Source organism: Coprococcus eutactus (genome assembly GCF_001404675.1).
Taxonomy (GTDB): Bacteria; Bacillota; Clostridia; order Lachnospirales; family Lachnospiraceae; genus Coprococcus; species Coprococcus aceti.
In genome coordinates this window covers 66,504-92,780 of the sequence record NZ_CYXU01000004.1, presented here as the reverse complement: position 1 = coordinate 92,780, position 26,277 = coordinate 66,504, and the positions used below count along the sequence as shown (strand labels likewise).

The window sequence follows — 26,277 nt, the reverse complement described above, 5'->3', positions numbered from 1 at the left end:
GAAATGCTGTACATGGTATTTTTTACGCGCTCTATTTACTTTTTATCTGTACTTGACACTAGCCTTCTTGTAGGTTCCTGCCGTCTTTCCTTTGTATGGTTTTACAAAGTATGTGTACTTTGTTCCTGACTTCACACGGCGGTCAAGATATGTTCTGGTCTTTGCTTTCACAACCTTCACACATTTGAATCTGCCGCTGCCTGTCTTTTTGTATATCTTATAGCCGGCGGCTCCCTTTGTCTTCTTCCAGGAGACTCTTACTCCCTGTGAGGTATTCTTTGCTCTTGCGGTCGTGCAACCTATATAATACTGGCTCTTTGCCTTGGAGCCGCCCTTTGTATAGCTGTTGTATGCCGATACTCTGTATGTGTAGGCCTTTCCTCCTACAACAGATCTGTCTACCATTGATCTCACAGAGCTTCCCTTCACTGTCTTTATAAGTCTGTATGCAACCTTGCCTGTGCGTCTGTATACCTTATAACCGGTGGCTCTTGAATCGGTATTCCAGGTGAGGCTTATTCCCTTACCTGTATTCTTCGTTTTGACCGTCACCGTCGCAAGCTTCAATTTGTCGAGTGTGACATTCTTGGTATATCCGCAGTTGCTGCATTTGTACTTCTGCGATCCCTTGGATGTGAATGTCGGCTGTTTTGTAACCTCTCCCGCCTGCCATTTGTGGCTCATACATGCTCCGAGATAGTAAGCGTCTTTTCTTGTACAGGATGGAGTATCGGAAACCCAGATCACAACATCATTTCCGTAATATCCCATTCCATATATGTTTACACCTGATACATACTTCTGTCTTATGTCATATATAGCCCACGCCTTGCGCTCATTTACCTCAAGATCTATCCATGCAACATATCTCGATGTGCAGAAATAGAGCTTTTCCTGTGCAAGGAACAGTGTTCCATACTGTTTGTTAAGTGCCGTACCATCTGTATCCAGCCATTCATCCTGCCCGGTAAATATCGTTGTATTTACACCGTTGGTGAAGCTGTACTTGTTTATCTGATAGTATGATGACTGGCTGCCCTGCTTTATGCTGTACCAGTAGCCCTTTCTATAAAAGATGACCTTCTCAACGCCATTCCAGAACTGGCCTTTTTCATATCGCTTATCCGTGGCATTGCTGTATGTTCCCTTCCATACATTTCCCACCTTTGTGTCATATCTGCCAAGATAATAATCGCTGCTGGCGGCCTTAGTCTTACTGTTCAAGGTGTCAAAGCTTACAAGGAAATAATCATGCATCGACCTTCCCGGTATATCACTTGCGGGATCATCCCAGGTTGCGTCAACGTGATACCACTTTCCACCTATATTTACAACATTCCACGCATGGTTTACATACTGGCTTGTGGCAACTCCACTCGGAACCCCGGCTTTCCTGAGGAAATACCACATGGTCTCCGCATATCCCTGACACACACTGCTCCTCTTAACCAATACACCATACATATCATACATGTGGTCTCTTCCGGTTGTTGGATCAAATTCCTTAGCCCCGCTGGTGTCATATGCAACTGTGGATGTCAGGAACTCATGATATGCAAGCACGATCTCTGCCGGCTTCATGTTCTTTGTATTTATCTGCTTGTTCACTTCCGCTATGGCTGCATCCAACTGCTTCTTTTCGGTTCGGGCATTTGGCTTGTATGAGAACTTCAGATACACAACCTTTCCTGTGGTCTGGTCATACAGATAACTGTATCTTGCCACATACACGACCTCGGGATGCGCATTCATTGCAGTTGTGACTACATTTGCAACATTTCGTGTGGTCAATCCCCAGCTCTTTACATTGAGTCTCGGTGAAAATTTCTCCACAGCGCCGACAATGGCACTCTCATATTTCTTTGAATTTGCCGCTGCCAGTGACGCTTCCGATGAATCCGATGCTTCATCTTCTATTATCTGTCCGCCAAATTGCAGGATACCTGAAGTATCGCCCTCCTGCTCAAGCAACTGACCATAGCTGCTCTGTGATGAGTCATACTGTTCCTGAGTATCTTCCGCAAATGCTGGTATTTTCCCGCCGTACAGCACACACGCAGCGATGACGCCCACCACAAATATCATCCTGATACGCCGCACAGCTTCTGTGAGTCTTACATTTTCATATTTCATTCTTTTTCTCCCTTATAATTACGCAGTAAGCATCTACCTTTTTATTCTCTTCTGCGGTGACGCTGCACTGTATGTCTTATTATTCACTGCCTTCACAATGTAATAATAAGTCTGACCTTTCTTTGCCGTTTTGTCTGTCCAACTGAGAGTTTTCGCTGTTACAGTCTTGACTGCCCTGTATTTGCCTGTTGGTGTCTTTCTATACACAATGTATTTTTTTGCACCGGCAGACTTTTTCCAGGAAAGTTTCACTCCCTGTGCTGACTTCCTGACCGTGACAACCGGAGCCTTGATGTAGAGAATACTTGCCTCTGTATATCCACTGAGTACATTTCCATTATATGCCTTTACACAGTAGTAATACCTGTTTCCTGACTTGACTGTCTTGTCTACATAGCTTGTCGTTCCCGACTTGACTGTCTTGATACATACATATCTTCCCTTGGCGGTTCTCCTGTATATCTTGTAACCAGATGCCCCTGACGCTTTATTCCAGGTAAGCTTTATCGCGCCGGCCTGCTGTGCAGACTTTACGGTTACCTTCGCAAGCTTCAGCCTTGCAATTGTGACCTGCTTTGCTGCGCCACATGTCTTGCACGTATATTTCCTGACTCCTGTAGCTGTATATGTAGCTTTCTTAGTAACCGTTCCATTATCCCATGCATGATTTGTACATACAAACTTGGCTATAGTCTCGGTCTTTGTCTCGCCACAGTTTGTACAGGTGTACTTTCTTGTTCCCTCTGTCTTGTATGTTGGCTGTTTTGTCACTACTCCGGCATCCCATGCATGATTTGTACATACAAGCTTGGCTATAGTCTCGGTCTTTGTCTCGCCACAGTTTGTACAGGTGTACTTTCTCGTTCCCTCTGTCTTGTATGTTGGCTGTTTTGTCACTACTCCGGCATCCCATGCATGATTTGTACATACAAGCCTGGCTACAGTCTCAGTCTTTGTCTCGCCACAGTTTGTACAGGTGTACTTCCTGGTTCCCTCTGTCTTGTATGTTGGCTGTATTGTCACTACCCCGGCATCCCATGCATGATTTGTACATACAAGCCTGGCTATAGTCTCAGTCTTTGTCTCGCCACAGTTCTCACATGTATATTTCTTTGTACCTGTGTTTGTATACGTAGGTGCTGTTACAATTACTCCGGCATCCCATACATGCTCGGTGCATACAAGCTTGGCTATAGTCTCGGTCTTTGTCTCGCCACAGTTTGTACAGGTGTACTTCTTAGTTCCCTCGTTTTTATACGTTGATGCTGTTACTACTACTCCGGCATCCCACGCATGATCGGTACATACAAGCTTGGCTATAGTCTCGGTCTTTGTCTCGCCGCAGTTTGTACAGGTATACTTCTTGGTTCCCTCTGTCTTGTATGTTGGCTGTTTTGTCACTACTCCGGCATCCCATGCATGATCTGTACATACAAGTTTAGCTATAGTCTCGGTCTTTGTCTCGCCACAGTTTGTACAGGTGTACTTCTTGGTTCCCTCTGTCTTGTATGTTGGCTGTTTTGTCACTACTCCGGCATCCCATGCATGCTTTGTACATACCAGCTTGGCTACCGTTTCGGTCTTGGTTGTTCCGCAATTCTTACACGTATACTTCTTGGTTCCCTCTGTCTTGTATGTCGGCGCTGTCACAACCTTGCCGCTATCCCACACGTGGCTCGTACATACAAGTTTGGCTATCGTTTCGATCTTGGTCTCACCGCAGTTTGTACAGGTGTACTTCTTGGTTCCTGTACTTGTGTAGGTCGGCTCCTTTGTCACCACTCCGGCATCCCATGCATGCTTTGTACATACCAGCTTGGCTATCGTTTCGGTCTTGGTTGTTCCGCAATTCTTACACGTATACTTCTTGGTTCCCTCTGTCTTGTATGTCGGCGCTGTCACAACCTTGCCGCTATCCCACACGTGGCTCGTACATACAAGTTTGGCTATCGTTTCGATCTTGGTCTCACCGCAGTTTGTACAGGTGTACTTCTTGGTTCCTGTACTTGTGTAGGTCGGCTCCTTTGTCACCACTCCAGCATCCCACTTGTGGCTTATGCACATCTCGAATGTATACTCGGCATACTCCTTGTTATACTTGCTTGAATTGCTTGAATCCTTAGTTTTCTTTATATTAGGAGAATCTGTAATAAAATACACCAGCTTACCATACTGTTCTCCAAACGCATATAAATTATTTCCTGTTGAACTATTATACTGTGTTCGTATATTTATAAGCTCTGTAGGAATTACATTTGTCGATGTTATATCTATCTTGTTCAAGCTATCCGGAGTAGTAAAATATAAATTATCACCTCGGAGATATATTGAACTATAAACACCAGGATAATACCCACCACTCGGAGTTGTCCATTTTGCAGTGCCCGAATACAAAACCTTGTTTATGTTAGTCGAATACTGGTACTTATTTATGTTAAATGATGTTTTCGAACTGCCCTCACTTATGCTGTACCAATAACCGTCTTTATAAAAAATAGCTTTCTCAATACCATTCCAGAACTTACCACTCTCATAAGTGGTGTCCACCGCTGTCGTATATGTATCTCCCCACTGTGCACTGACAACCATATCCGTTCTGTCCTTAGTATGGTTGATGAGTGTATTCTTATTCATTGTATCAAAGCTGACAAGGAAATAATCATGATATGATCTTCCAGGCATATCCCACACCGGATCGTCCCAAGTTGCATCTATGTGATACCATTTTCCATGTATCTTAACTATGTTCCACGCGTGATTGATATTTTCACTTGATGCGATTGCACATGAAAGACCAGCCTCTCTTAGCAGATAAAACATAGTCTCGGCATATCCCTGACACACACAACTATGTTTAACCAAAGCTCCATACATATCGTACCCGTGATTTGCAGCAATCGTTCCATTGAAATAATCCTCATATGCATATGCAACTGTGGATGTGAGATACTCATGATATGCAAGTACTATCTCTTCATCGCTCATTCCACTGGTATCTATCTTACTCTTGACTTCCTGAAGTGCAGCATCAAGCTCCTGCTGCTCCTCCTTTGCATTTGTCAAATATGTAAATGCTATTTTGGTGATTGAAGAGCCAGAAGTCCAATATGTATAGCCTCCCGATAGACTGATAAACTCGGGATGAGAATTGATAATAGATCTTACTGCCCCGTTATCAATATCGTCTCTCGTAAGGCCAAGTTCCGATACATCTATACTCGTCTGCCATGCCTTGATTCCTTCAACAATAAGCTTCTCAAGTGCTGTTGCATCATATGTAGATGCCAGTGAAGCCGCACCATCCTGCTGCTCAACGACAACGCCAAGTCCGCCTTTCTGCAAAGTGTCGTCCAGATCATCATACCCTACCGTAACCTGACTCTCATCTGAACTTACCCGTGTCTGATCAGATGCATATGCTCCCACTTTACCGCCTGGCAATAGCACAACCGCCGCTGAAAATGCCAAGGCACCGATACAGATTTTTCTGCTCAGCTCCCTTAACAACTCAGACCTTATACTGCCTGCCACCACTCTATATGATTTCCTCTTTTTTATCATAAAACTCCTCCTTAAACGATACGTTCCAACCTTATATTTCCGTTCATCCCTCAATACTTTTATTATATAGATTTTTGACACTGTTCGATAGCTTTTTACCTCACTTTTGTACATCTTGTAGGAATTGACAAATTGCGCAACTTTGAGCAATTCATGATATCTTAATCATAAGCAACTATATCTCTTATTTCAAGCCGTTTTTCTTAATTATATACAATATTGTCCTGATGAATGGCAGTGTATATATTTTGTATATTTTGCACAAATTGAAATGTATTGTCAAATTACAATTGAATTATTTGTCTATTTGTGCTACCTTTAAATAGCAAGCTGTGCAACCGTTTGCGCATATATTCTACACTAAAAACAGATCACATAGAGCACATTACCTTTATTTATAGGAGATGACAGATAAATGAACAAAAACAAGCTTTTTCCACAGATAAACGGAATACTACACGGCGGTGATTACAATGCTGAACAGTGGCTTGACCGCCCTGATATTCTGGCAAAGGATATCGAGATGATGAAGGAGGCAGGAATGACTTCCGCTACTCTTGGTGTATTTTCATGGTCAGCATATGAGCCTGTTGAGGGCGAATACCATTTTGACTGGCTGAAGGATGTTATGGACAACCTGTATAATGCAGGCATTTACACCGTTCTTGCCACGCCATCGGGCGGCAAACCGGCATGGATGGCACAGAAGTATCCTGAGATCAGGCGTGTGGATTCATATGACGTCAGGGAACATCAGGGCGTCCGTGAGAACCACTGCATGAGCTCACCTGTATACAGAGAAAAAGTTGCCAATATCATCCGTCAGCTCCACGCCCATGTGGGAAACCATCCGGGACTCATCATGTGGCATGTGTCAAATGAGCTTGGTGGCGAGTGCTACTGCCGTCTCTGTGTGAAAAGATTTCAGAATTACCTCGCAGAGAAGTTCGACCACGACATAAACAAGCTGAACAAAGCATGGTGGACCACCTTCTGGAGTCACTCATACAACAGCTTCTCACAGATTGAGCCGCCATACAAAAATGGTGATTTCAGTATCATGGGGCTGAACCTCGAATGGAAGAGATTTACCACATGGAACATGAACGATTACATGAAATCAGAGATAACGCTCCTCCGTGAACTCACCCCTGAAATACCTATAACAACCAACTTCATGCAGCTCTACGATGGTCTTGACTACAGACCAATGGCAAAGGAACTTGATGTGATCTCATGGGATTCATACCCTAGATTCCACAACGACTATGAAAGCCTTGCGGATGTCATGGGGCAGAACACATTTGACCACGCAGTCATGAGATCCATGAAGAAGGATAAGCCTTTCATGCTTATGGAGAGTGCTCCGGGGCTTGTAAATTGGCATCCATATAACAAACTCAAAAGACCGGGCATCCACAAGCTGTTCTCATACAACGCTATAGCCTGCGGTTCTGACACTGTTCAGTACTTCCAGTGGCGAAAGGGCAGGGGCTCATTTGAACAGTATCACGGTGCCGTTGTTGACCATCTCGGAACAAATGACACCAGAATATTCAAGGAGGTTGCCGCCCTCGGCGCAGAGCTTGATGGGCTCTCCGAGATAACCGGCACACTCATCAGATCAAAGGTTGCACTGCTGTTCGACTGGGACAATATGTGGGCCATAGATGATGTCAAGGCTCTGGGGCAGGAATCAAAAAAATATCCTGAGACCTGTATGTCTGTATACAAAGAGCTGACAAAGCGCGGCGTTGACGTGGACGTCATTGCATCCGATGAACCACTCGACGATTACGATGTGGTTGTTGCACCTATGCTCTACATGCTGAGAGATGGCGCAGCCGAGTCTCTTGCCGCATTTGTAAAGAGGGGCGGACAGCTTCTGTCCACTTACTTTACGGGCTATGTAGACAAGGATCAGCTCTGTATACTCGGTGGATTCCCGGGAAATGGACTTGCAGATGTATTTGGAATCATCAGTGAAGAGATAGACACCCTGTATCCATCTGACAGAAACAGCGTGAGCTTCACAGATGGCAGTTCATGCGAACTCCGTGACTATGCTGAGATCCTGAGAGTCGGAACGGCGGATGTACTTGGAACCTACGATTCTGATTTCTACGCCGGAAATGCAGCAGTGACAGTGAACAGCTACGGCGAGGGCAAGGCCTACTACGTGGCTGCAAGAATAGATTACAGTAAACTCGGTGAGATCATGGAGCAGATGATGGTGAACGCCGGTATCGCCATAAAAGATCTCCCTGACGGAGTTCAGTATCACTGCAGATATGCAGATGACGGAACTGCATATGGATTTTACCTGAACAACACCAACGAACCTCAGACAATATCTGAAGTTCACGGAACCGACATTCAGACGAAGAATATATTTGATGGCAAAATGGAATTGGCTCCGTTTGGAGTATCCATCATCAAGGAAAATAATTAAATCTGATAATAACTTTTTCCTTCCTTAAACCTTTTTGAAAAAGGCGGTGATACTTCTGTTGTGTATCACCGCCTTATGTGTTCTATTTCCAGCATGGACTCTCAGTCCTATATGCATTTTTAGTTCTTTTCAACCTGCTCCAGCTTATCCTCTATCGCCTTGATAACGATCTTGAGGGCTTTTATTCTGGCATACTTCTTGTCATTTGACTCCAATATGTGCCATGGCGCAAAGCTGGTGTTGGTCTTTTCCAGCATCTCATCCACCGCAGTCTCATAGTCATCCCATTTGTCACGGTTGCGCCAGTCCTCATCTGTGATCTTCCAGCGTTTCTCAGGCGTGTTCTGTCTGAGTGTGAATCTCTCAAGCTGTGTATCCTTGTCGATCTGAACCCAGAATTTGATGACGATCGCACCCCAGTCGTGGAGTTCCTTCTCGAATTCATTTATCTCGTTGTACGCTCTCTGCCAGTCATTCTCCGAACAGAAGCCCTCAAGTCTCTCAACCATGACTCTGCCATACCATGTTCTGTCAAATATCGCCACATGTCCTGACTTAGGAAGTCTTGTCCAGAATCGCCACAGAAAATGCCTTGCTTTCTCATGCGGCTCAGGACTTGCTATAGGATTTACCACATAACCTCTCGCATCAAGTGCCTCCGCTATCCTTTTGATATTTCCACCTTTGCCTGCCGCATCCCAACCTTCGTAGCCTATGATAACAGGTATCCTCTTCTGGTAAAGCTCATTGTGCAGTCTGCCGAGTTTCTTCTGCAGCTTGTCAAGTTCCTCCTTGTACTCCTCATCCGTCAGTTTCTTGTCGAGAGACACCTCGGAAAGTTTCGGGATCTTCTTGAGCGCAAATGTATTCTGCAGTATAGGTACAGCATGCCCCTGATTGAGCAGCGCAGTATCTATTCCCTGATTGATGATATCGAGTATCTGAAGTTCTGCCCATTTTCTCTCCTTTGCATCTATCATGTACCACGGTGCATTTGACAGATTGGTGTCATACATAAAGCTGTCAAATGCCTCAAGATACTCGTCATACTTTTTGTTCTGCTTCAGATCATGCTTAGACACTCTCCAGCTTGTAGTATCATCTTCAAGAAGTGTTTCAAGCCTCTTCTTCTGCTCATGCTTGTCTATCTGGAAGAAAAATTTCATGACCAGATATCCGTTGTCCGCCAGAGTCCTCTCAAATCTCTTGGTGCTGTCAACTCTCTTCCGGTATTCCTTGTCTGACAATTCTCCAGACATCTTGCCACCTACTATGTCCCTCATCCATCCACCATCCAGAAATACAAACTCCCCCTGTTCCGGTATTCTCGTAAAATACTTGTACAGGAATGGTCTGCGTTTTTCCTCATCTGTGGAATACTTCACTGACTCAACGTTGAAAAATCTCGGATCCATATTCTTTATGATCCTTCCCACAAGACTTCCCTTACCTGCGGCTCCCCAGCCCTCAAATATGACAAATACAGGTATCTTACCTTCCTTTACCTTGATCTGATTGCGTGTCAGATTCTCTCTGGCGATCTTTAACCGAGTGTCTATCTCCTCATCCGATGGACGCTCCGGCTTGTTCCAGTCCTTTAACATGTAACCCACTGCTCCTTTCACATTGTCCCTTCATCTGTTTTTATGAATAATATGCCCCAATTTACAAAAACAAATGCCGCTTCACGTCGCGCTTTTTTCTTCTTGCTTTTGGCAGACTCGAACCCTCGCGCTGCCGCGCTCCATGTTCGGCTCCGCCGAACGGGTTCTCGTTGATATCGCAAGAAAAAAACAAATGCCGCTTCGCGTCGTGCTTTTTCCTTCTTGCTTTTGGCAGACTCGAACCCTCGCGCTGCCGCGCTCCATGTTCGGCTCCGCCGAACGGGTTCTCGTTGATATCGCAAGAAAAAAACAAATGCCGCTTCGCGTCGCTTGTTTTTTCTTCTTGCGATATCATTATACTACTTTCTTTTGAGTTGATACATCTGAAAAAACATTAAGATATGTGAGGAAAATGAATGTTGCGAAGGTAAAATTCATATGATATAATGTCAGCAACAATGAAACAAGAAATTCTGACATATGCTTTCCCAAAAGCATAACGAAAACCCCAGTAGTTGGCGCTACTGGGGTTTTCTCCGTCTTTTAAAGGCGACGTACTCCTTGGGCTGATTACCACTTACTTATCTCCGTTCTGTCACTGCGCTCCCCCCTTTCCTAGCCTGTCTAGGGGTGGCAACATCTGTATTGTGACATATTATCTTTTTCTTTTCAATGGGTTTACATAACTATACAAAATGTATAGTTTTATACATTACTACATATAAAATCCCCGGCAGCATACTGACATGTGTCCTGGATTTCAGGTACATATCAAAGGCCACCGGGGCTTAATTATCACTATAATTCTCTATATTATGACAGCTCCAGATCAGGCTTGCCATACTCAGCAAGTTTCACATCATATGCCTTGCGCATAGCTGCCTCAAATGGTATCTCTTTCATAGGAGCATCCAGTTTTTCCAACAGATAATGTACAAAATCAGGATTCTGAATGAGCAGTGGTCCATGAATGTATGTCGCAATTACTCTGTTCTTGCAGATTCCCTCATTCATGGTATCAGGATTGCTGCCCTGTCCGATCTCCACCTTGCAGAATGTCATATCATCAGGTATTCCGTAAGTGTGGGCAAATCGGCTTGTGTATCCGATGAGTGTCATATCGTTGAACTTCGCCTTGATGAGCGTGTTGAAACGATTCGGAGTCTGGCGGACTGAGTACATGCCCGGAACAACGCCAAGTCCTGTAACTCTGGTTCCATCCTCTCTCTTGATATAATCACCAAGGAGTTCCATGGAATTGCCAACCAGAAGGAAAAGCGCCTTTCCATCCTTCATGCATGCTGCGATCTCGTCCTTGTACTGCATCAGTCTGTCAAGCACGAGCTCCTGGCTCTTCTCGCTCATGGAACACATATACACCATGTCTATATTCTCTTTGAGGAAGAGTGGCTTCTCATTAAGTCCTGTTGTCACAAATTCCGCATCCGGCAGACATTTCTGCAGGTACATTGTATTTCCTTTGTCACCGTAGAGTGTACATATTTCCGGATATAAAATCTCAATCTTCATTATTTGTCACCCTCCAGTCTCTTAATTATCTTCTTCTTCATCTCACATGACATTCCGTAATTCTCACAGTCGTACAGGATATATATTCTGTCAACACCATCTATAGTCACATCGTCTGCCGCAGCGACCTCGCTGAGATTTGTGAGTATCTTCTCCTCTGGGATACCAGCCAGTAAGCATCTCACCTTGTGGTCGTAGCATCTAGGTCCTGTGCAGATGACCTGTACAACATCATCCCTGTTGAACTGCTCATACTCCAGATCGTATATCCAGCCTGAAAACTCTATACTCTTCTGTCTGTCCTCAAGATCGTCCATCGCAAGGAGGATAGCCTTCTTGCCCTCCTCATTTGCCACATACTCAAATGTTCTGGATGAAGAAACCGCACTCTGTCCCTTTGAGAGCGCCTGGATTACTGTAACACCATTCACTGTAGTCTCGTTGTGGCGGGAATCCGGTATATGGATCTGACCCATGAGTTCCTTGATTCTCTCAGCCGAGAGACCGATCTCGCGCAGTGCCGAGATAACTGTAACTTCATTATATATATTGAAGAGAGCTGTATGGATCAGCGGATAAACTGTCTTCTTGTCTCCCTCCTGTATAGTAATTGTCATCTTCTCTCTGTCTATGTCGGTTGCCAGATACTTCTTGTCCGGGGAGTGAAGTCCACACTTCGGGCATACCACATCGCCGATGTGATGATATCTGAGGTAATTGTACTTCAGCTTCTCGCCGCAGTTAGGGCAGATCTGGTAATCCGCGATAAGGTTGTATGGCTCGGTCTTGTCATCAGGCTGCTTGCCGATTCCATAGAACACTCTGTAGCTGTCTTTCTTCAACATGCTTGAGCAAAGCTCGTCCGCATTCAGGATAACCTTTGCAGAATCAGGGCAGTAGGTATCTATGACACTGAAAATATAGTCAGGGTGAGCATTTCTCTTGAGTGAATCTCTGAAAAGTCCTGTTACAACAAGATAATCCGGCTTCACATATGGAAGTATCAGCCTTGAAGCACGCTCGTCCACCTCAAATACAGTGGCATCCACTCTGACCTTTCCCGTAAATGTAAGGCTGTTGATGACATTTGTCGTACAGCCAGGGACGATATTGGAACCTGTTCTGTTGCTGACAACTCTTCTTCCATCCTTCTCCAAAACATCAGTTATCAGGTTACTACAGGTGGTCTTACCATTTGTTCCTGTGACACATATCGTAAGCGGTGCCTTGGGCGCCTGTGCCAGGAAATCCGGACATATCTTCAGGGCGATAACTCCAGGTGTATGCGTACCGTTCCTACCCAGGAGCTGGATGAGTCCCTTGCTCAGTTTTGCGGCTGCGAGAGCCACATGAAATCTAAAAGATGACATAGCTATTCATTCTCCTTATATATACAAATAAAACTCATGTAATTCTACAACCTTTGACAGATGTTGTCAATTATACCAGCACATAACAAGACTATGATTTCGCCTCTTTCCAGTGTTTCCTGTAATTTATCCTGCGATATGAATTCGGAGTCGATCCATATTTTGTCTTGAAGCATTTTGCAAAATAGCTTCCGCTGGCAAATGCCAGATATTGCGATATCTCCGTACAGGAAAAATCTGAATATAGAAGCATATTTCTGGCAGTCTGAAGCTTCTTCTCCATGATGTAATCTGAGATTGTCTGACCGACCTCCTTATGAAATAGTTTGCTCAGATATGAGCGTTCCACTCCCACAAATTCTGCAATATCAGTAATTTCTATTTTTTCATGCAGATGATCATACACATAGTCCATCGCCCTTACACAATGAGGTGATATAGCAGCTTTCTTTTTCACCTTTTTCATCCGCCTGGCATAGTCCATAATCAGTTGGTTATGTACATCTATGATCTGCCGTTCTGTCTGCGCCTTGTCCAGCTTATTAATATAGAAGTCACTGAGATTGTAACTCTCCATCTCCTCCATCCCCTCTTCTATGCAAAATCTGGAAATCATTGCCACTAGCACTATCTCGTGATATCTCCTATTGCGAACCTTGTCATCTGACAATATTCCTCTTGCCGCAAGAACAGCCTCGTCCTCATCGCCTGTCAGCAACATTCCAGACAAAGCTTTCACATCACCGCTGCTCACAAGCTGGTAGAAATCCAGCTCGTTGTCGTATGTGGAATGTGCCAGTCCATATTCCCTCTGGACAAACTGCTGTTTTACTATCTCATTCGATATCTTCATTGTCTTTCTGCCTTTCCTCTGTGATATTCATGTTCCTTCATCGCACATTTTTATCATATACTTTCATTTGCGATTTACATTTTTGTAATTTGTTGTCCTAACTACATTGCTACAACACATTTATTATATAATTGACACATTTATTATATTCTCTTATCAACGCAAATGCTACTATAAACTCACAGAAAACGAAACAGACAATGAGTGCAATATATATTTTACTATTTCACAGGAGGTTAAAGATTATGAGAACTTTAGACGGATTCAAAAAAGGTGTAAACTTAGGCGGATGGCTTTCACAGGGACCACTTGACAAGGAGCATCTTGACACATTTATCACAGAAAAAGACATTGCAAGAATAGCATCATGGGGACTTGACCACGTTCGTCTTCCTATCGATTACGATAATTTTGAAAACGAGGACGGAAGTGATAAGGAATACGGCTACGCTTACATCGATTCATGCATTGAGTGGTGCCGGAAGTACAAACTCAACATGGTCCTTGACCTGCACAAGACATATGGATATATATTTGACGACGAGGCTCATCTTCTTGAATTCTTCCATGAGAAACCTCTTCAGGAAAGATTCTATGGAATATGGAGAAAGCTCATAGACAGATATGCAAAGGATGCAGACATAATGATGTTCGAGCCGCTGAACGAGGTCGTAAGTCCGACCGTTGTAAACGAGTGGAACGAAATATCAAGCAAATGCATCGAGATCATCCGTGCGAAAGCACCTACTGCCAAGATCCTGCTCGGTGGGGTTGGCTACAATGCTGTTACATCTATAAAGCTTCTCCCTCATCACAACGATGAGAACATAGTTTACAATTTCCACTGTTACGAGCCAATGGTATTTACCCACCAGTCTGCTTACTGGGTAACAGGTATGCCTTCAGATTTTCATATCGAATATCCGGGGGATTTCAATGACTACATGGAGAAATCCCGCCAGATCGAAGGGTGTATGCATGGGGCCATCACCGAGAGTAGCCTTGGACTTAATTCCATCGGACCTGATTTGTTCGAAAAAATGTTTCTCGACGGCATCAAGGCTGTTGAAGAAAGAGACGGATTTATGTACTGCGGCGAATATGGTGTTATAGATCAGGCACCACTTGACGGAACTCTGAACTGGTACAAAGATATCCATTCTGTATTTGAAAAGTACGGAATAGGCCGCGCCGCATGGAACTACAAAGAAAAAGACTATGGTCTTGAAGGCGAACACTACGCTCCTATCATCGATGAGCTTGTCAAATATATGTAACGTGATTTAATTTACGATAAAACCTTCCATTTTTATAAACGGAGCCGGTTCTCACTCATAGAGAACCGGCTTTTTGTTAATTTTATCCACGATGTACCGCACCCGCCCTTGTGAGGAGCACCACGGTCTCTACCCCGCGAGTGAGCGGGAACATGTCCACAGGGGTCATCTTGATTACCTGATAGCCGTGCTTTGTCATATATTTCAGATCCCGGGCAAGACTCTCCGGTCCGCAGGATATATACACAACCCTTTTAGGTCCAAGTGTGATGACCGATGACATGAACTCCTCTGTACTTCCAGATCTCGGAGGATCCATGAATACCACATCTATGCTGTCCCCCTCCTCAGCGACATCGACCATAAATCTGCCAGCGTCGTTGCTGTAAATATCAACATTCTGTATCTTGTTCATCTTCACATTCACCCGGGCATCGTGCACAGCGGCTTCATTCAACTCCACGCCTATGACCTTCTTTGCACGGTCGCTTGCAGCTATGCCTATGGTTCCTATACCGCAGTAGGCATCGATCACGGTCTCCTTCTTCTTGAGATCCGCGTACTTGATGGCTTTGCCATAGAGGACCTCCGTCTGCTCCGGATTCACCTGATAGAAACTGCCCGGTGATATACGGAAACGCTTTCCGCACAGAATATCCTCTATATGCCCCTTGCCGTAAATGACCTGGTTCCTGTCTCCAATGACCATGCTCGTGTCCTTCATGTTGATATTCTGGACAACCGTTGTAATCTCCGGATGAGCTGTCACAAGTGCATTTGCAAGGTTCTTCTTGGACGGAAATACCGGCGATGCGGTGACTATGATCACCATGATCTGTCCGGTCTTTCTTCCGACTCTTATCTGCAAATGCCTGATAAGTCCGGTTCCTGTATCCTCGTTGTATATCTGGAGCTTGAACGACTTTATCAGTCCGGCAAATGTTCTGATGATGGCCGCAGCCTTCTCATCCTCCACATAACAGTTCTCGACTGGAAGTATATTGTGCGTCCCCTCCTCGTACACCCCGGAAATTATTTCTCCGCTCTTCTTTCTCCTGAATGCCGCAGTGACCTTATTCCTGTAGTGATACGGATTCTCCATGCCTATTATCTTGTCCACCGGGCCAAATGCTCCGAGCAGGCCATCTATATACTTCTGTTTCTCGGCGAGCTGCTGCTCGTATGGAATGTCCACATACTGACAGCCACCGCACAGATGGGATATAGGGCATTTGCTGTTTGGGTTGGGCTTATATTGTGATGAGTGTGCCTGCCGCGGTTTTCCCTGTACATTTTTACCTTTGCTTCCTGTTTTTATTTGTTTCTCTCCACCTGTTACATCGTACTTTCTGCTATGTGTCTGTCTTTTTCTTTCGTTTACGCTGCCACTCGTTTTATTGTTTTCTTCTCTGCGAGGCTTGCCCCCGTTTCTTCGCTCTGCCATCATTTTTACCACTCCTATTCTCCAGTGAGCGTCACCTTGATCATATCGTGGTGAACCGCCTCAAGAAACTTCCCAAATATATCCTCCGTCCTGACCTTCATACTTGATGTGTTCACACACGGATGGCATCCAAGATACTCGCCCTTCATAACATCCTCGTCAACAAGCAGCTGCACATGATTCTCATGGTCATTCATGAGACCCATGACGCTGACCGCCCCCGGCCTGATATCCAGATACTTCTCCATATCCTCCGGCGATGCAAATGAAAGTCTCGCGCTGCCTATCTGCGATGTGATCTCCTTTGTCTTGAACGGCTTGTCGCCCGGCATCATGAGCAGATAGAACTGTGTCTTCTGCCTGTTGCACAGAAACAGATTCTTACAAATGGTTGCCCCAAGCACCGCATCTATCTCGCTGCAAACTTCCATTGTGTCTGCTGGAGCATGATCTGTGCGCCAATACTCTATGCCGTGATCATCAAGGAAATCATAAACTCTGATCTCCCTCTCAAGTCGTCCTTCATTTGTATCCGGTCTGCCTTTGTATAATTCCATTTGTGTGCCCTCCGTTGGTGGTTTACATATTTTCTCTCATGCATTTACGCGTAAATCATATCACGTTTTCCGTGGCGTTGCTATATAAAACAAGCAATATAAAATCAATATAAAACCATGCCTTCGAGAGTGTAAACACATACCGGCAATACCTTGTCAGAATAAAAAGGAACAATCTGACAATATCAAATGCACCTGTGTTCAGCTGATGCACTCAATAATATCCCATTGTTCCCATTTTGATAATATTATCTACAACCAATCGCCTTGTCTGAGATATTCAAGAAATCCCTCGCACCCCTGACACACATCCCTGTATGTCTCATCAAATCGTCCTGTATACCACGGATCTGCTATAGATTGTCCATGTCTTCCCGCATAATCGAGTAGCAAATGTATCTTGTCCTGGTAGTCCGGACCGGTTATGTGCAGCACATTCCTCACATTTGCTGTATCTGCGCAGAGCAGATAATCATAATATTCATAATCCCGCCTTGTAACCTGTCTTGCCCGCTTGCCACTAAAGTCTGTATAAGCCGTCTTACCTATGCCATGCGCCCTCAGCACTTCCTGCGCCGGTGGATATATCGGATTGCCTTTTCCGCCCCAGATCTCCTCAGTGCTGGTGGCCGCAGAGGCTATCTCAAATTTATCTGCTATGCCGAGCTTTTCTACCATGTCCTTGAGGATGAACTCGGATATGGGGGAACGGCATATATTGCCATGACAGATGAAAAGTACTTTTATCATAAAATTCTCCTGTTCTGAAATGCCCTGTAATGCCGAGTTTTGCGTTGATTTATCGACTTTTCCGGGCATCGTATTTTTATTTTCTAAAACTACACTTTTTGCAAAATAATGCAAAACGGAGCAAACGGATGCCTTGTGTAGTAGTCAAATCGTAGTCAGTTAAGGGGGTCAGACTACGGATGGAGGTGTGCATTATTTATAATTTTAATGTTAATCCTCGTTGTCTAATTTCAACTGATTTTCGTAACCATATAATATCTCCCTTATATCTACTCTACTCCAACAAAAATGGCCTCCCTTACTACTATTATTTAAAGGATAATGAATTCCGTCACACTTCCCAAGCAAAGTTAAATCCTTTGGACGATTTCTCCTCGAGCTCTCATAAATATGCATTTGGTATCTATTACCTGTTTTTCCTATATGAAAGCATACTCTTTTCGATGTACGAAGAGCATCTATACTTTCGGGTTTATCTTTAGTTAAGAAAAAGTATACATCTGCTACTTCATCAGCCACTCCATTTACATTCCAATCCCTCAAATATATTTTGTTCACATAAAACAAAGCATACCAACCAAGATATTTTTCATAACTCTCTATTTTCTCTTTAATTTGAAAAAAATATACATCTCCCTCTTCCCATCCCAAGACATATGGTTTATGAACAGGAATTTTTTTATATTCCGGCATCGTCTCTTCTAACTGCACTTTCAACTTGTCCAATACCTTACTTCTCTCATACCTAATTCTTTCTGTTTGCCAACGTTGCGATACTCTATCTTCTTCTATCAACTGAAGTGCTATTATTTTAATTTTCTCTGTCAATCTTCCCTTTTTCCACAACGTATCTGCCAGACCAAAATAAAAATCATATTTGCAGTCGATATCCTCCATGTCCTACTGATATTCTGATAATATTTCCTTCAGAGCAACTTCATCACTTTTCCCCGACTTAAGTTTTGCAATATAATCTTCTTTCACATCTGCACTTATGTCATTTTGATAAATGCCTACTCCCCATGTTCCCATCAAATCTCTCCTTAACAAAATATTTTTTGTTTTCAATTTACATTATATCGGCCAAGGCATATTTTTACCAGTCAAAAAGGCACCCAAGCTATATGCCTGAGTGCCACCAGTTTCCACCAATATTCTATTATCAAATCACCTTGAACATATTCTGTTTCAAAGGCTTATCATCCTTGTCCGAAATCCCCATCTCTTTTCTTGCATTTTCCAACCCCTGCATCTTCTGAAGTTCTTTCTCCGCATCCTCAAGTCCAACATGGGTGTAAACATTAAGTGTCACGGCAATATCCGAATGCCCCATGAGGTACTGCAATGTCTTAGGATTCATGCCAGATTTCGCCATGTGACGGACGGCTCGCAATGCTATCAACTTTTTCATTCAAATAAGCACCTCCAAAGCTTTATGTTTCTTTTTCAAACTTGCTGGCGGCGAACAGCATTTTATGCTGTTTGCGGACGGCAAGTCCACAGGGGATAGCCGCTTTAGCGGCGCAAGGGGGGTGTAGCCACCTTGACGGAACGAAGTGACGAAACTTAATTTGCTCATCTTTTTCGTATTTCTCAACACTCATTATCTAAGTTCAAGGGAATTGGAAATATAAAAATGGAAATCTTGCTCCTTGCAGTATTCTTTTATTTTTTGAATCAGTTTTTGATTAGTTGTATATTCCAACAGATACACTTCCACCCCATCCGCCTTGCACGTTTCCAAATATTTGCAGAAATAATCTCTCGTCTCGCTCGTTTGTTCACCAAAAGTTCCGCTATCAAAATCAATACTGCTCCATACTGATTCCTGATTTACACCTGTCATAATCTGATCAATCGCCCCATAGCGTTCCCTATATTCCGCCACATAAGTATCTCCACCGTTGATGATGACCGCTTTTCCAAACGTCATTATGTTTTGTAGAATCGCTGTAATGCCTTCAAAAATACTCTCGTGCGGATCGTAATAATATACATCACAATTATCTATAAAGAATCCGTCAACACCTTTTTCATATAGTTCCTGAGAAAGCTGTCCTATAAACTTCTGCCAGTCTGGATTTGCTACATCTACCCATTCTTCTTCCTCCCAGTGCTCATACTCACCGATTGCCAGTTCCGCATAGGTTGTATAGTACTCCCTGAAGTTTTCAATCGACCCAATATTTAGATATGTATATACGACTGTTCCATTTTGATGGAGCAATTCAATATCCCTTTTTGTAAAATACTGTGCATCAATTACAATCGTTTCATACGTTTTAAATCGTTCCAAAGATGAGGCGTCCGCATTTAAAAACACCCCATAATCGTTTTTCTCAAATTCCTTTGCTTGATTGGCTTTCACCAAAAAACATACACCAATAAACATTAGAACAAATAATACAGCCAAGGCTACTGGTTGTTTGGTCCTCTTCCCGCACAATGCCTCCCACACCCTTTCGGTAATTCTCGTTTTTTCCTCATGACTATCACATTTTACACATTGATGCTTATGTTTTCCCAGATTTGTTGCTCAATTTGCATTCAAATTATACCCTAAAACTTGTGAACAGTTCTACCGTCATTTCTCTCATTGCTGCTTTTTGTGGGCTGTCTTTTCTTATTGCCATAAAAATAACCTCCAAACTGAGTAATTTTATCTTACATCAGTTTGGAGGTTTTCCGCCATATTCTGCCCTGTGTTGCCCCATTCTGCAAAGGTATGCATTATCAATACGTGCCCACCCCTACGATGCTTAGCAATCTGTTATTACTTGTCTGTTATAAATGTGTTATATATTGCCTTTATAGCTGTATCAAAATCACTGTTCTTTACTCCGATTATGATATTCAGCTCTGATGAACCCTGGTCTATCATCTTTATGTTGATGCCTTCCTTTGCAAGTGCGCTGAACAACTTGCCTGCTGTACCACTTGCTGACTTCATTCCACGGCCTACAACAGCTATAAGCGCAAGTCCTGACTCAATCTCAACTGAATCCGGCTCTGCAAGTCTATGGATGGCAGATATAACTCTCTGCTCCTTGTGTACGAATTCATCAGCATGAACTACGATAGTCATCGTGTCAATACCTGATGGCATATGCTCAAATGAGATATCATTCTCCTCAAATGCCTGAAGCACCTTTCTTCCAAATCCTATCTCTGAATTCATCATAGCCTTCGTAATAAATATTGTGCAGAAATCCTTCTTGCCTGCAATACCTGTTACAACATAATCCTGCTTCTGGCAGGTACTCTCAACTATCCAGGTTCCTGCGTCCTCAGGCGCATTTGTGTTGCGGATATTGATTGGGATACCACAGTGGCGTACAGGGAATATCGCATCCTCATGGAGAACTGATGCACCCATGTATGAAAGCTCACGAAGCTCTCTGTAAGTAATATATTTGATCGGCTTTGGATCTGGAACAATACGTGGGTCAGCTACAAGAAAGCCTGAGACATCTGTCCAGTTCTCATATACATCGGCTCTGCTTGCCTGTGCGACTATCGAGCCCGTTACATCTGAACCGCCTCTGGAAAATGTCTTTACCTTGCCATCCTTGCCAAGTCCATAGAATCCTGGAACAACCGCATGCTGTGTCTTGGCAAGTCTCTCACCAAGTACCTTCTCCGTCTTATAGCTATTGAGATTGCCCTCTGCATTGAAAAAGATAACCTCTGCAGCATCTATAAACTCAAAGCCAAGATATGCAGCCATAATCTTACCATTGAGGAACTCTCCTCTTGATGCCACATAGTCCAGTGTGCACATTGGGTCCGGATTGGTAAGATCCTCCAACTGCTTTGTAATCTCCTCAAAATCCTTATCAAGTGAAAAATCCTTAATCTCAAGGCCTGTGATGATCTCATCATATCTGGCCTTGATCGCCTTCACTTCCTCTGTGAAATCATTCCCTGCCTTCGCAGTTTCATACACATGAAGGAGCATATCTGTTACCTTTGTATCATCTGAAAATCTCTTTCCAGGTGCAGAAGGAACAACGTATACACGGCTCTCATCTGATGTGATGATTGCTCCAACCTTTTTAAACTGCTCTGCACTTGCCAATGAACTTCCGCCAAATTTTACTACCTTTTTCATAATTCCACTATTTCCTTTGCCATATTCTTATTTGAATGTCTTTCTTCTTAAGATTCGCTGGCGAATCTTGCCGCAAGCTGCCAGTCAGCTCTGCTGACATATATCATATCAGCGGCTCAGCAATCCTCACGGAGTGTATATCTCCGTCGAAGATAGAGTCCAGACTGAGATATAAAACATAAAAATACACATGCATTTTAAACGTCTTTTTGCAATATAGCAAGAGAATTTTAATTTTTGCTATTAAAAAAGGGCAGGCACTCCAATGCGCCCGCCCCTCTGGTATACAGTCTTCACCACATGATCTAATAATAAACTATTTTGAAATTTCTTCCTTAACCTGAGCAACCCACTCATCAACCGTACCATACCAGTCGATCATTTCCTGAAGCTTTTCTTCCTCAACATCATCATCGCTCTCTAAGATCTGTTTATGCTCATTGAGCACACCGGCCATGTCGACCATTGTATCAACCAAATCCTGATCATAAGCCTGTGGATTTTCGTTGATAATGTTTGCAACCTCATTAAAAGATGTACTTGTCTTATTGAACGCATCAATCGCAGGCTGCTTATCTGCACCGCCGCATGCCACCAGAGACATTCCCATCATCATGGTCATTATGAGAACCATCAGTTTTTTCATTGTCTTTTTCATAATAATTTCCTCCTCTTTATTGCAATCACATAATCTGAGTATATTTTATTATGTATTTGCAATCAGTGAGGTCTAAATGCACGAATCGTACCAAAAATGTATCGAATCGACACTCTTTTACAATGACAGTCTGAGCGTAAACTTGCCATCCTTTTCCGCAAAGCTGAAAACCCCGCCGTAACGCTGCACGATTGCACATATGCTCTGAACGCCTATACCATGTCCTTCCATATCAGACACAGGTATTCCATTTTGAAACTTTATGGGAGCTTTACAGTCATTTACCACCTGTAAAAAAAGGTGTTTATTTCTTTCATAAAAATTCACATCAATCTCGCATGATCTTCCCTCTGCAGCCAAAGGCACACATGCATGCAAGGCATTTTCCAAGGCATTAGACAAGAGCACACACAGATCACTTTCCGACACAGTAAGATCTGCGGGAATTGCACATTGTATCTTTATTTCAATTTCTTTCTTCCTGGCTCTACCCGCAAATGAAGATAGGATCAGATTCACTGCCTCATTTTCACAGTATATTTGGACCTTCTGCGCCTCAATCTCCTTACATATTCCCGATATATAAGCCTGCGCCTGTTCAACTTCACCATTTTCTATACATGTAGACACATACTGCAGGTGATGACGCATATCATGGCGATACTGTCTGGTCAATGTCTGCGACTCGCGCAGACTGCTGATTTCCCTCACCGCCTGACTTAACTGCAGATCCAGATTATTCCGGATCAGCTTCATCTCATTCTGCATCTGTTCCTTTTTGGAGTTATATAAGAGAAAGGCCAGATATGCAACACAGCATACAAAAGGCATAAATTCCGCTACAACGTAACTGCCACTCAAAAGAAGGTTCGTATACACTATTGTAAAATAGTCAAATAAATAATATAGCGCCGGTATGATTCCAAACTGCCATTGCTCCCTGAGACTTTTATCTGACAATCCTCTGACTGCAGGTGACACAAAATGAAGCAGAAGCAGCAATGCAGGGATTGTAACCACAAGTTCTGTAATATCCTGCATCATCTGCCTTCCCGAAAATGCAGCAACTGTGGCAAGTGCAACCCATCTTCTAAGTTCGCAGCACAAGTATGCCGCCTGTACAGAAAAAACAGACCACAGCAATTTTCCTGTCAACATCCAGAGAACAATGACCAATGGAAGATGCACCGCCAACGGATAAATATGTCTTACAAAATCAGCGCCCTTGCTGAAATATAATATGCTCTGTATCAGCGGGAGTAAAACCATGCATCCTATGAAAATGAGTTTTCTTTTCCTAGTGGACAGCGCATTACAAAAAGACGCTGATAATATTCCCCCAAAAAAGCTCACAGCCATATTGTTAAGAAGCGAAATATATAGGCTCATATCATTACCTGCCTGTTCTGGAACGCATATTCAAGGAATGCATCCTTTACTTCATTGTATTTTCCCCGTGGAACCGGTATTTCTGCAAGACTAGACATGGTAATCCCCCTAAATGTTATGTTTTGCACATATTCCAGATTTACCAGATAAGAACGGTGAGGTCTGTGAAAAAAAGGATACGTGGAAAGCTGCTTTACAAGCTCATCCATGCTGCCGGCGCTTTCCAGTACTTTTCCTGTATTCAGGTGAAATATAAGGGTGCGGTGAATGACTTCGCAATATTCCAGGGCTTTTATATCTATACGGGTGATTCCACTCTTACATCGCAGAATGAGGCTGGTCTCCGCCTCCTTTTTACAGGCTGCAAGCACAGAATCAAGCAAACGGAAAAAGCTCTCTGCCCAGATGGGCTTTAATTGATAATAGTATGCGCCTATAACGTAAGACTGCACCGCAAACTCAGAGGACGAAGTGACAAATATGATCTTGACGTTTTTATCGTATTTTCGTATCTCCGTTGCCGCTTCAATTCCATTCTCTCCCGGCATCAAGACATCCATAAACAGGATATCATATCTGTTTCCCTTCTCTATTTCCGCCACCAGGTCAAAAGGATGATTAAAAATATTGTATTCTATTTTGCAGTCTCTCTCCGCACAATACTGTTCCATAAGCCTTTGCATCTCAGCAAGCACAGAAACATCATCATCACAAAACGCAATTTTTGCCATAATCCCCTTTATGCCTCCTTGGCGCCAAATATTTTCTCCAGCACTCATTATCGCATATTTTTCACAATTCGACAACAAAGGGGGATATTGCATCGATTTATACGAATTTATTTTCTCACCCACCTGGCATAGAGTTTCCTGCTGCCGGTGCTGCCGGCTGCAATCTTCGTAACCTTTTTCTTGAATTTTGGATCGCTGTACCACCCCTTAAATGTGTAGCCTTTTCTGACCGGATTCTTCAAGACGATAGTCCTAGACGCGACGGTATAACCGACTGGATTGGACCGGCTGTTTTTCCCCTTGCCAAGCCTGTACTGGATCTTGTACTTTACCAGCTTCCACCTTGCGTATAATGTCTGATTCCTGGTGGTCCTCACAACCGAGCTGCTGCCGATCCTGCTGCCGCCACTCTTTGCTGTGTACCAGCCTGCAAATGTATATCCCCTTCTGGTAGGTGTCGGCAGTGTTCCGTAAGTTTTTCCACAAATGACAGTCTTACTTCCAGAACTCACACGCCCTCCATTTGGAGCAAATACTATTCTCACGCGCTTTACTGTGTCCGTATATTTTGCAGTAAAAGAAAGCTTGGTGGATGTCCCTGCCACGCGCAATGCAACCTTTTTACTTCCCGCCTTCCACGTCATCTGATTTAAGGCATATGCGATAATCCCATTTTGAATACCCGAAATGCTCGGCGGATATGACGCATTGTCAGTGCTAACTTCGAATTTGGTTTTACCTGCATTGAGATTTTTCTGAATCCTGTCAGCGTAAGCCCGCGCCCACTTTGCGGCATCTCCGTTCCTGACAAAATAGTTATCTGCCAGACTTGTGGAACGTGTGCCATAACCGCTTGCCGTATAAATCTTATTATGACCGTTGTGTGCCAACGCCATGAGTTCATCCGTCAGTCCAAAATACAAATGCGTAGGATCAAAGTTATAATAATTGTCTTTTGTATCATCCCATGTACAGTCCACCTGATACCATTTGCCATCCAGCTTCATGGCATTCCAGGTATGTCCATCATAGGTATCCCTTGTCTCAGCATTTGTTATGCCGGCTGCAGTAAGCAGTTTTGAATAGGCACTCTCATAGGCTTGACATGTGCCCAGCTTTCGTGTCAGTGCGCTCTCTGCCGAAGACCATTTCAGGGAATGATCGTAATCAAGCTGCTGCAACAGCCAGTCATGCAGCCACAATGCCTTTTCATAGTCCGAACCATCCGTCTCCTTGCTGCACTTTTTTACCGCAGCATTCACGATGTCACCCACGCTCGGATAAGCCCTGTCCGATACCTGTATATTTGTGCTCACACGCATATAATAGACACCTGACGTCTTGTCCATTACATAAAACCTGAAGTTATAGATTCCCGAAGCGGTCATTGTGAATTCAAAGTCGTGAGATTCGCACTCATCTGTATATTGAATCCACGCTCCGCGGCTTGGATCCGCCACGGATTCAAAACTATACTCACCCGGATTGGAATAACTCGGTGCATCCATTCTAAACAAATACCGGCCACTGCCACCATCCGCCGAAACGTGGAATGTTGTATCCTCTCCTAATTTGGGTTCGTTCCATTCAACCTTTAATGCGACACCTTTTTGAGAATCACTTTCAGCACTGTACTTATATTCTGTAACTCCCTCTTGGGGATTTGTTAATGAACCAACAGATTCTTCCTGCGCATAGCCTATCACTCGAATCGTCGATACACCTGTCATCACCAGTATTAATGTCAACATAAATGTTGCTAATTTCCTTTTTATCATAAGCAGTACCTTGAACCTTTCTTAATGTCAAAATAACATCACTACATATCAATCTCTTAATATATCTAGCATAACAGAA

21 protein-coding genes are annotated in these 26,277 nt (G+C 43.6%); 2 read left to right on the top strand and 19 right to left on the bottom strand.

Annotated elements, in window-relative coordinates; all coding sequences use genetic code 11:
- Positions 1–42: 42 nt before the first annotated feature.
- Positions 43–2,133 (bottom strand): transglutaminase domain-containing protein, encoded by a 2,091-nt coding sequence (locus ARA78_RS09460; RefSeq protein WP_055280448.1) that lies wholly within the window; start codon positions 2,131–2,133, stop codon positions 43–45.
- 33 nt (positions 2,134–2,166) lie between these two features.
- Entirely contained in the window at positions 2,167–5,694 is a 3,528-nt protein-coding gene (locus ARA78_RS09455) for a transglutaminase domain-containing protein (RefSeq protein ID WP_055280447.1), read from the bottom strand.
- A 415-nt stretch (positions 5,695–6,109) separates the two neighbouring features.
- On the opposite strand from ARA78_RS09455, the gene ARA78_RS09450 reads away from it, so the two are divergent.
- Positions 6,110–8,146 carry a beta-galactosidase gene (locus ARA78_RS09450; protein WP_055147463.1) on the top strand — a complete coding sequence of 679 codons (2,037 nt, stop codon included), beginning with the start codon at positions 6,110–6,112 and terminating at the stop codon, positions 8,144–8,146.
- Between the two features lie 119 nt (positions 8,147–8,265).
- Here ARA78_RS09450 and pap read toward each other — a convergent pair whose 3' ends face one another.
- From pap to ARA78_RS09425, 5 genes are all read right to left on the bottom strand, one after another.
- Positions 8,266–9,750, bottom strand: coding sequence for a polyphosphate:AMP phosphotransferase (gene pap, locus ARA78_RS09445; protein WP_055280446.1), 1,485 nt, complete (start codon positions 9,748–9,750; stop codon positions 8,266–8,268).
- A 61-nt stretch (positions 9,751–9,811) separates the two neighbouring features.
- Positions 9,812–10,105: a hypothetical protein gene (locus ARA78_RS09440; protein ID WP_055280445.1), complete on the bottom strand. Its 294-nt coding sequence runs from the start codon at positions 10,103–10,105 to the stop codon at positions 9,812–9,814.
- 458 nt (positions 10,106–10,563) lie between these two features.
- On the bottom strand, positions 10,564–11,280 hold the full coding sequence (locus ARA78_RS09435; RefSeq protein ID WP_022215872.1) for a glutamine amidotransferase: 717 nt from the start codon (positions 11,278–11,280) through the stop codon (positions 10,564–10,566).
- Entirely contained in the window at positions 11,280–12,650 is a 1,371-nt protein-coding gene (locus ARA78_RS09430; RefSeq protein ID WP_022215873.1) for a Mur ligase family protein, read from the bottom strand. The genes ARA78_RS09435 and ARA78_RS09430 overlap by 1 nt, the downstream gene beginning before the upstream one ends.
- 91 nt (positions 12,651–12,741) lie before the next feature.
- The gene (locus ARA78_RS09425) at positions 12,742–13,503 is read right to left on the bottom strand and encodes a helix-turn-helix transcriptional regulator (RefSeq protein WP_055147472.1); all 762 of its coding nucleotides are present in this window, start codon (positions 13,501–13,503) and stop codon (positions 12,742–12,744) included.
- Between the two features lie 245 nt (positions 13,504–13,748).
- Between ARA78_RS09425 and ARA78_RS09420 the strand changes: the two genes are divergently transcribed.
- A complete protein-coding gene (locus ARA78_RS09420) occupies positions 13,749–14,780 on the top strand; it encodes a glycoside hydrolase family 5 protein (RefSeq protein ID WP_055147475.1) in 1,032 nt (343 codons plus the stop codon).
- Positions 14,781–14,862: 82 nt separating this feature from the next.
- Here ARA78_RS09420 and rlmD read toward each other — a convergent pair whose 3' ends face one another.
- From rlmD to ARA78_RS09365, 12 genes are all read right to left on the bottom strand, one after another.
- Positions 14,863–16,227, bottom strand: coding sequence for a 23S rRNA (uracil(1939)-C(5))-methyltransferase RlmD (rlmD, locus tag ARA78_RS09415; protein WP_055147478.1), 1,365 nt, complete (start codon positions 16,225–16,227; stop codon positions 14,863–14,865).
- A gap of 11 nt (positions 16,228–16,238) precedes the next feature.
- Positions 16,239–16,781, bottom strand: coding sequence for a prolyl-tRNA synthetase associated domain-containing protein (locus ARA78_RS09410; protein ID WP_055147481.1), 543 nt, complete (start codon positions 16,779–16,781; stop codon positions 16,239–16,241).
- 252 nt (positions 16,782–17,033) lie between these two features.
- Positions 17,034–17,531, bottom strand: a complete 498-nt coding sequence (locus ARA78_RS09405) for a low molecular weight protein-tyrosine-phosphatase (RefSeq protein WP_082419766.1) — start codon at positions 17,529–17,531, stop codon at positions 17,034–17,036.
- Positions 17,532–17,741: 210 nt separating this feature from the next.
- The gene (locus tag ARA78_RS09400; RefSeq protein ID WP_055280444.1) at positions 17,742–18,428 is read right to left on the bottom strand and encodes a hypothetical protein; all 687 of its coding nucleotides are present in this window, start codon (positions 18,426–18,428) and stop codon (positions 17,742–17,744) included.
- A 3-nt stretch (positions 18,429–18,431) separates the two neighbouring features.
- A complete protein-coding gene (locus ARA78_RS14400) occupies positions 18,432–18,563 on the bottom strand; it encodes a hypothetical protein (protein ID WP_278319466.1) in 132 nt (43 codons plus the stop codon).
- Positions 18,564–18,693: 130 nt separating this feature from the next.
- Complete coding sequence (locus ARA78_RS09395) at positions 18,694–18,942, bottom strand: tyrosine-type recombinase/integrase (RefSeq protein WP_004850440.1); 249 nt, start codon at positions 18,940–18,942, stop codon at positions 18,694–18,696.
- 192 nt (positions 18,943–19,134) lie between these two features.
- Positions 19,135–19,944 carry an endo alpha-1,4 polygalactosaminidase gene (locus tag ARA78_RS09390; protein WP_242849705.1) on the bottom strand — a complete coding sequence of 270 codons (810 nt, stop codon included), beginning with the start codon at positions 19,942–19,944 and terminating at the stop codon, positions 19,135–19,137.
- Positions 19,945–20,304: 360 nt separating this feature from the next.
- Positions 20,305–21,642, bottom strand: a complete 1,338-nt coding sequence (locus ARA78_RS09385) for an aspartate kinase (RefSeq protein WP_055280443.1) — start codon at positions 21,640–21,642, stop codon at positions 20,305–20,307.
- Positions 21,643–21,958: 316 nt separating this feature from the next.
- Positions 21,959–22,300 (bottom strand): hypothetical protein, encoded by a 342-nt coding sequence (locus ARA78_RS09380; RefSeq protein ID WP_022216291.1) that lies wholly within the window; start codon positions 22,298–22,300, stop codon positions 21,959–21,961.
- Between the two features lie 117 nt (positions 22,301–22,417).
- Positions 22,418–23,458, bottom strand: coding sequence for a sensor histidine kinase (locus ARA78_RS09375; protein ID WP_242849704.1), 1,041 nt, complete (start codon positions 23,456–23,458; stop codon positions 22,418–22,420).
- 227 nt (positions 23,459–23,685) lie between these two features.
- A complete protein-coding gene (locus ARA78_RS09370; RefSeq protein ID WP_242849703.1) occupies positions 23,686–24,543 on the bottom strand; it encodes a LytR/AlgR family response regulator transcription factor in 858 nt (285 codons plus the stop codon).
- Positions 24,528–26,171 (bottom strand): InlB B-repeat-containing protein, encoded by a 1,644-nt coding sequence (locus tag ARA78_RS09365; protein ID WP_242849702.1) that lies wholly within the window; start codon positions 26,169–26,171, stop codon positions 24,528–24,530. The genes ARA78_RS09370 and ARA78_RS09365 overlap by 16 nt, the downstream gene beginning before the upstream one ends.
- Positions 26,172–26,277 lie beyond the last annotated feature (106 nt).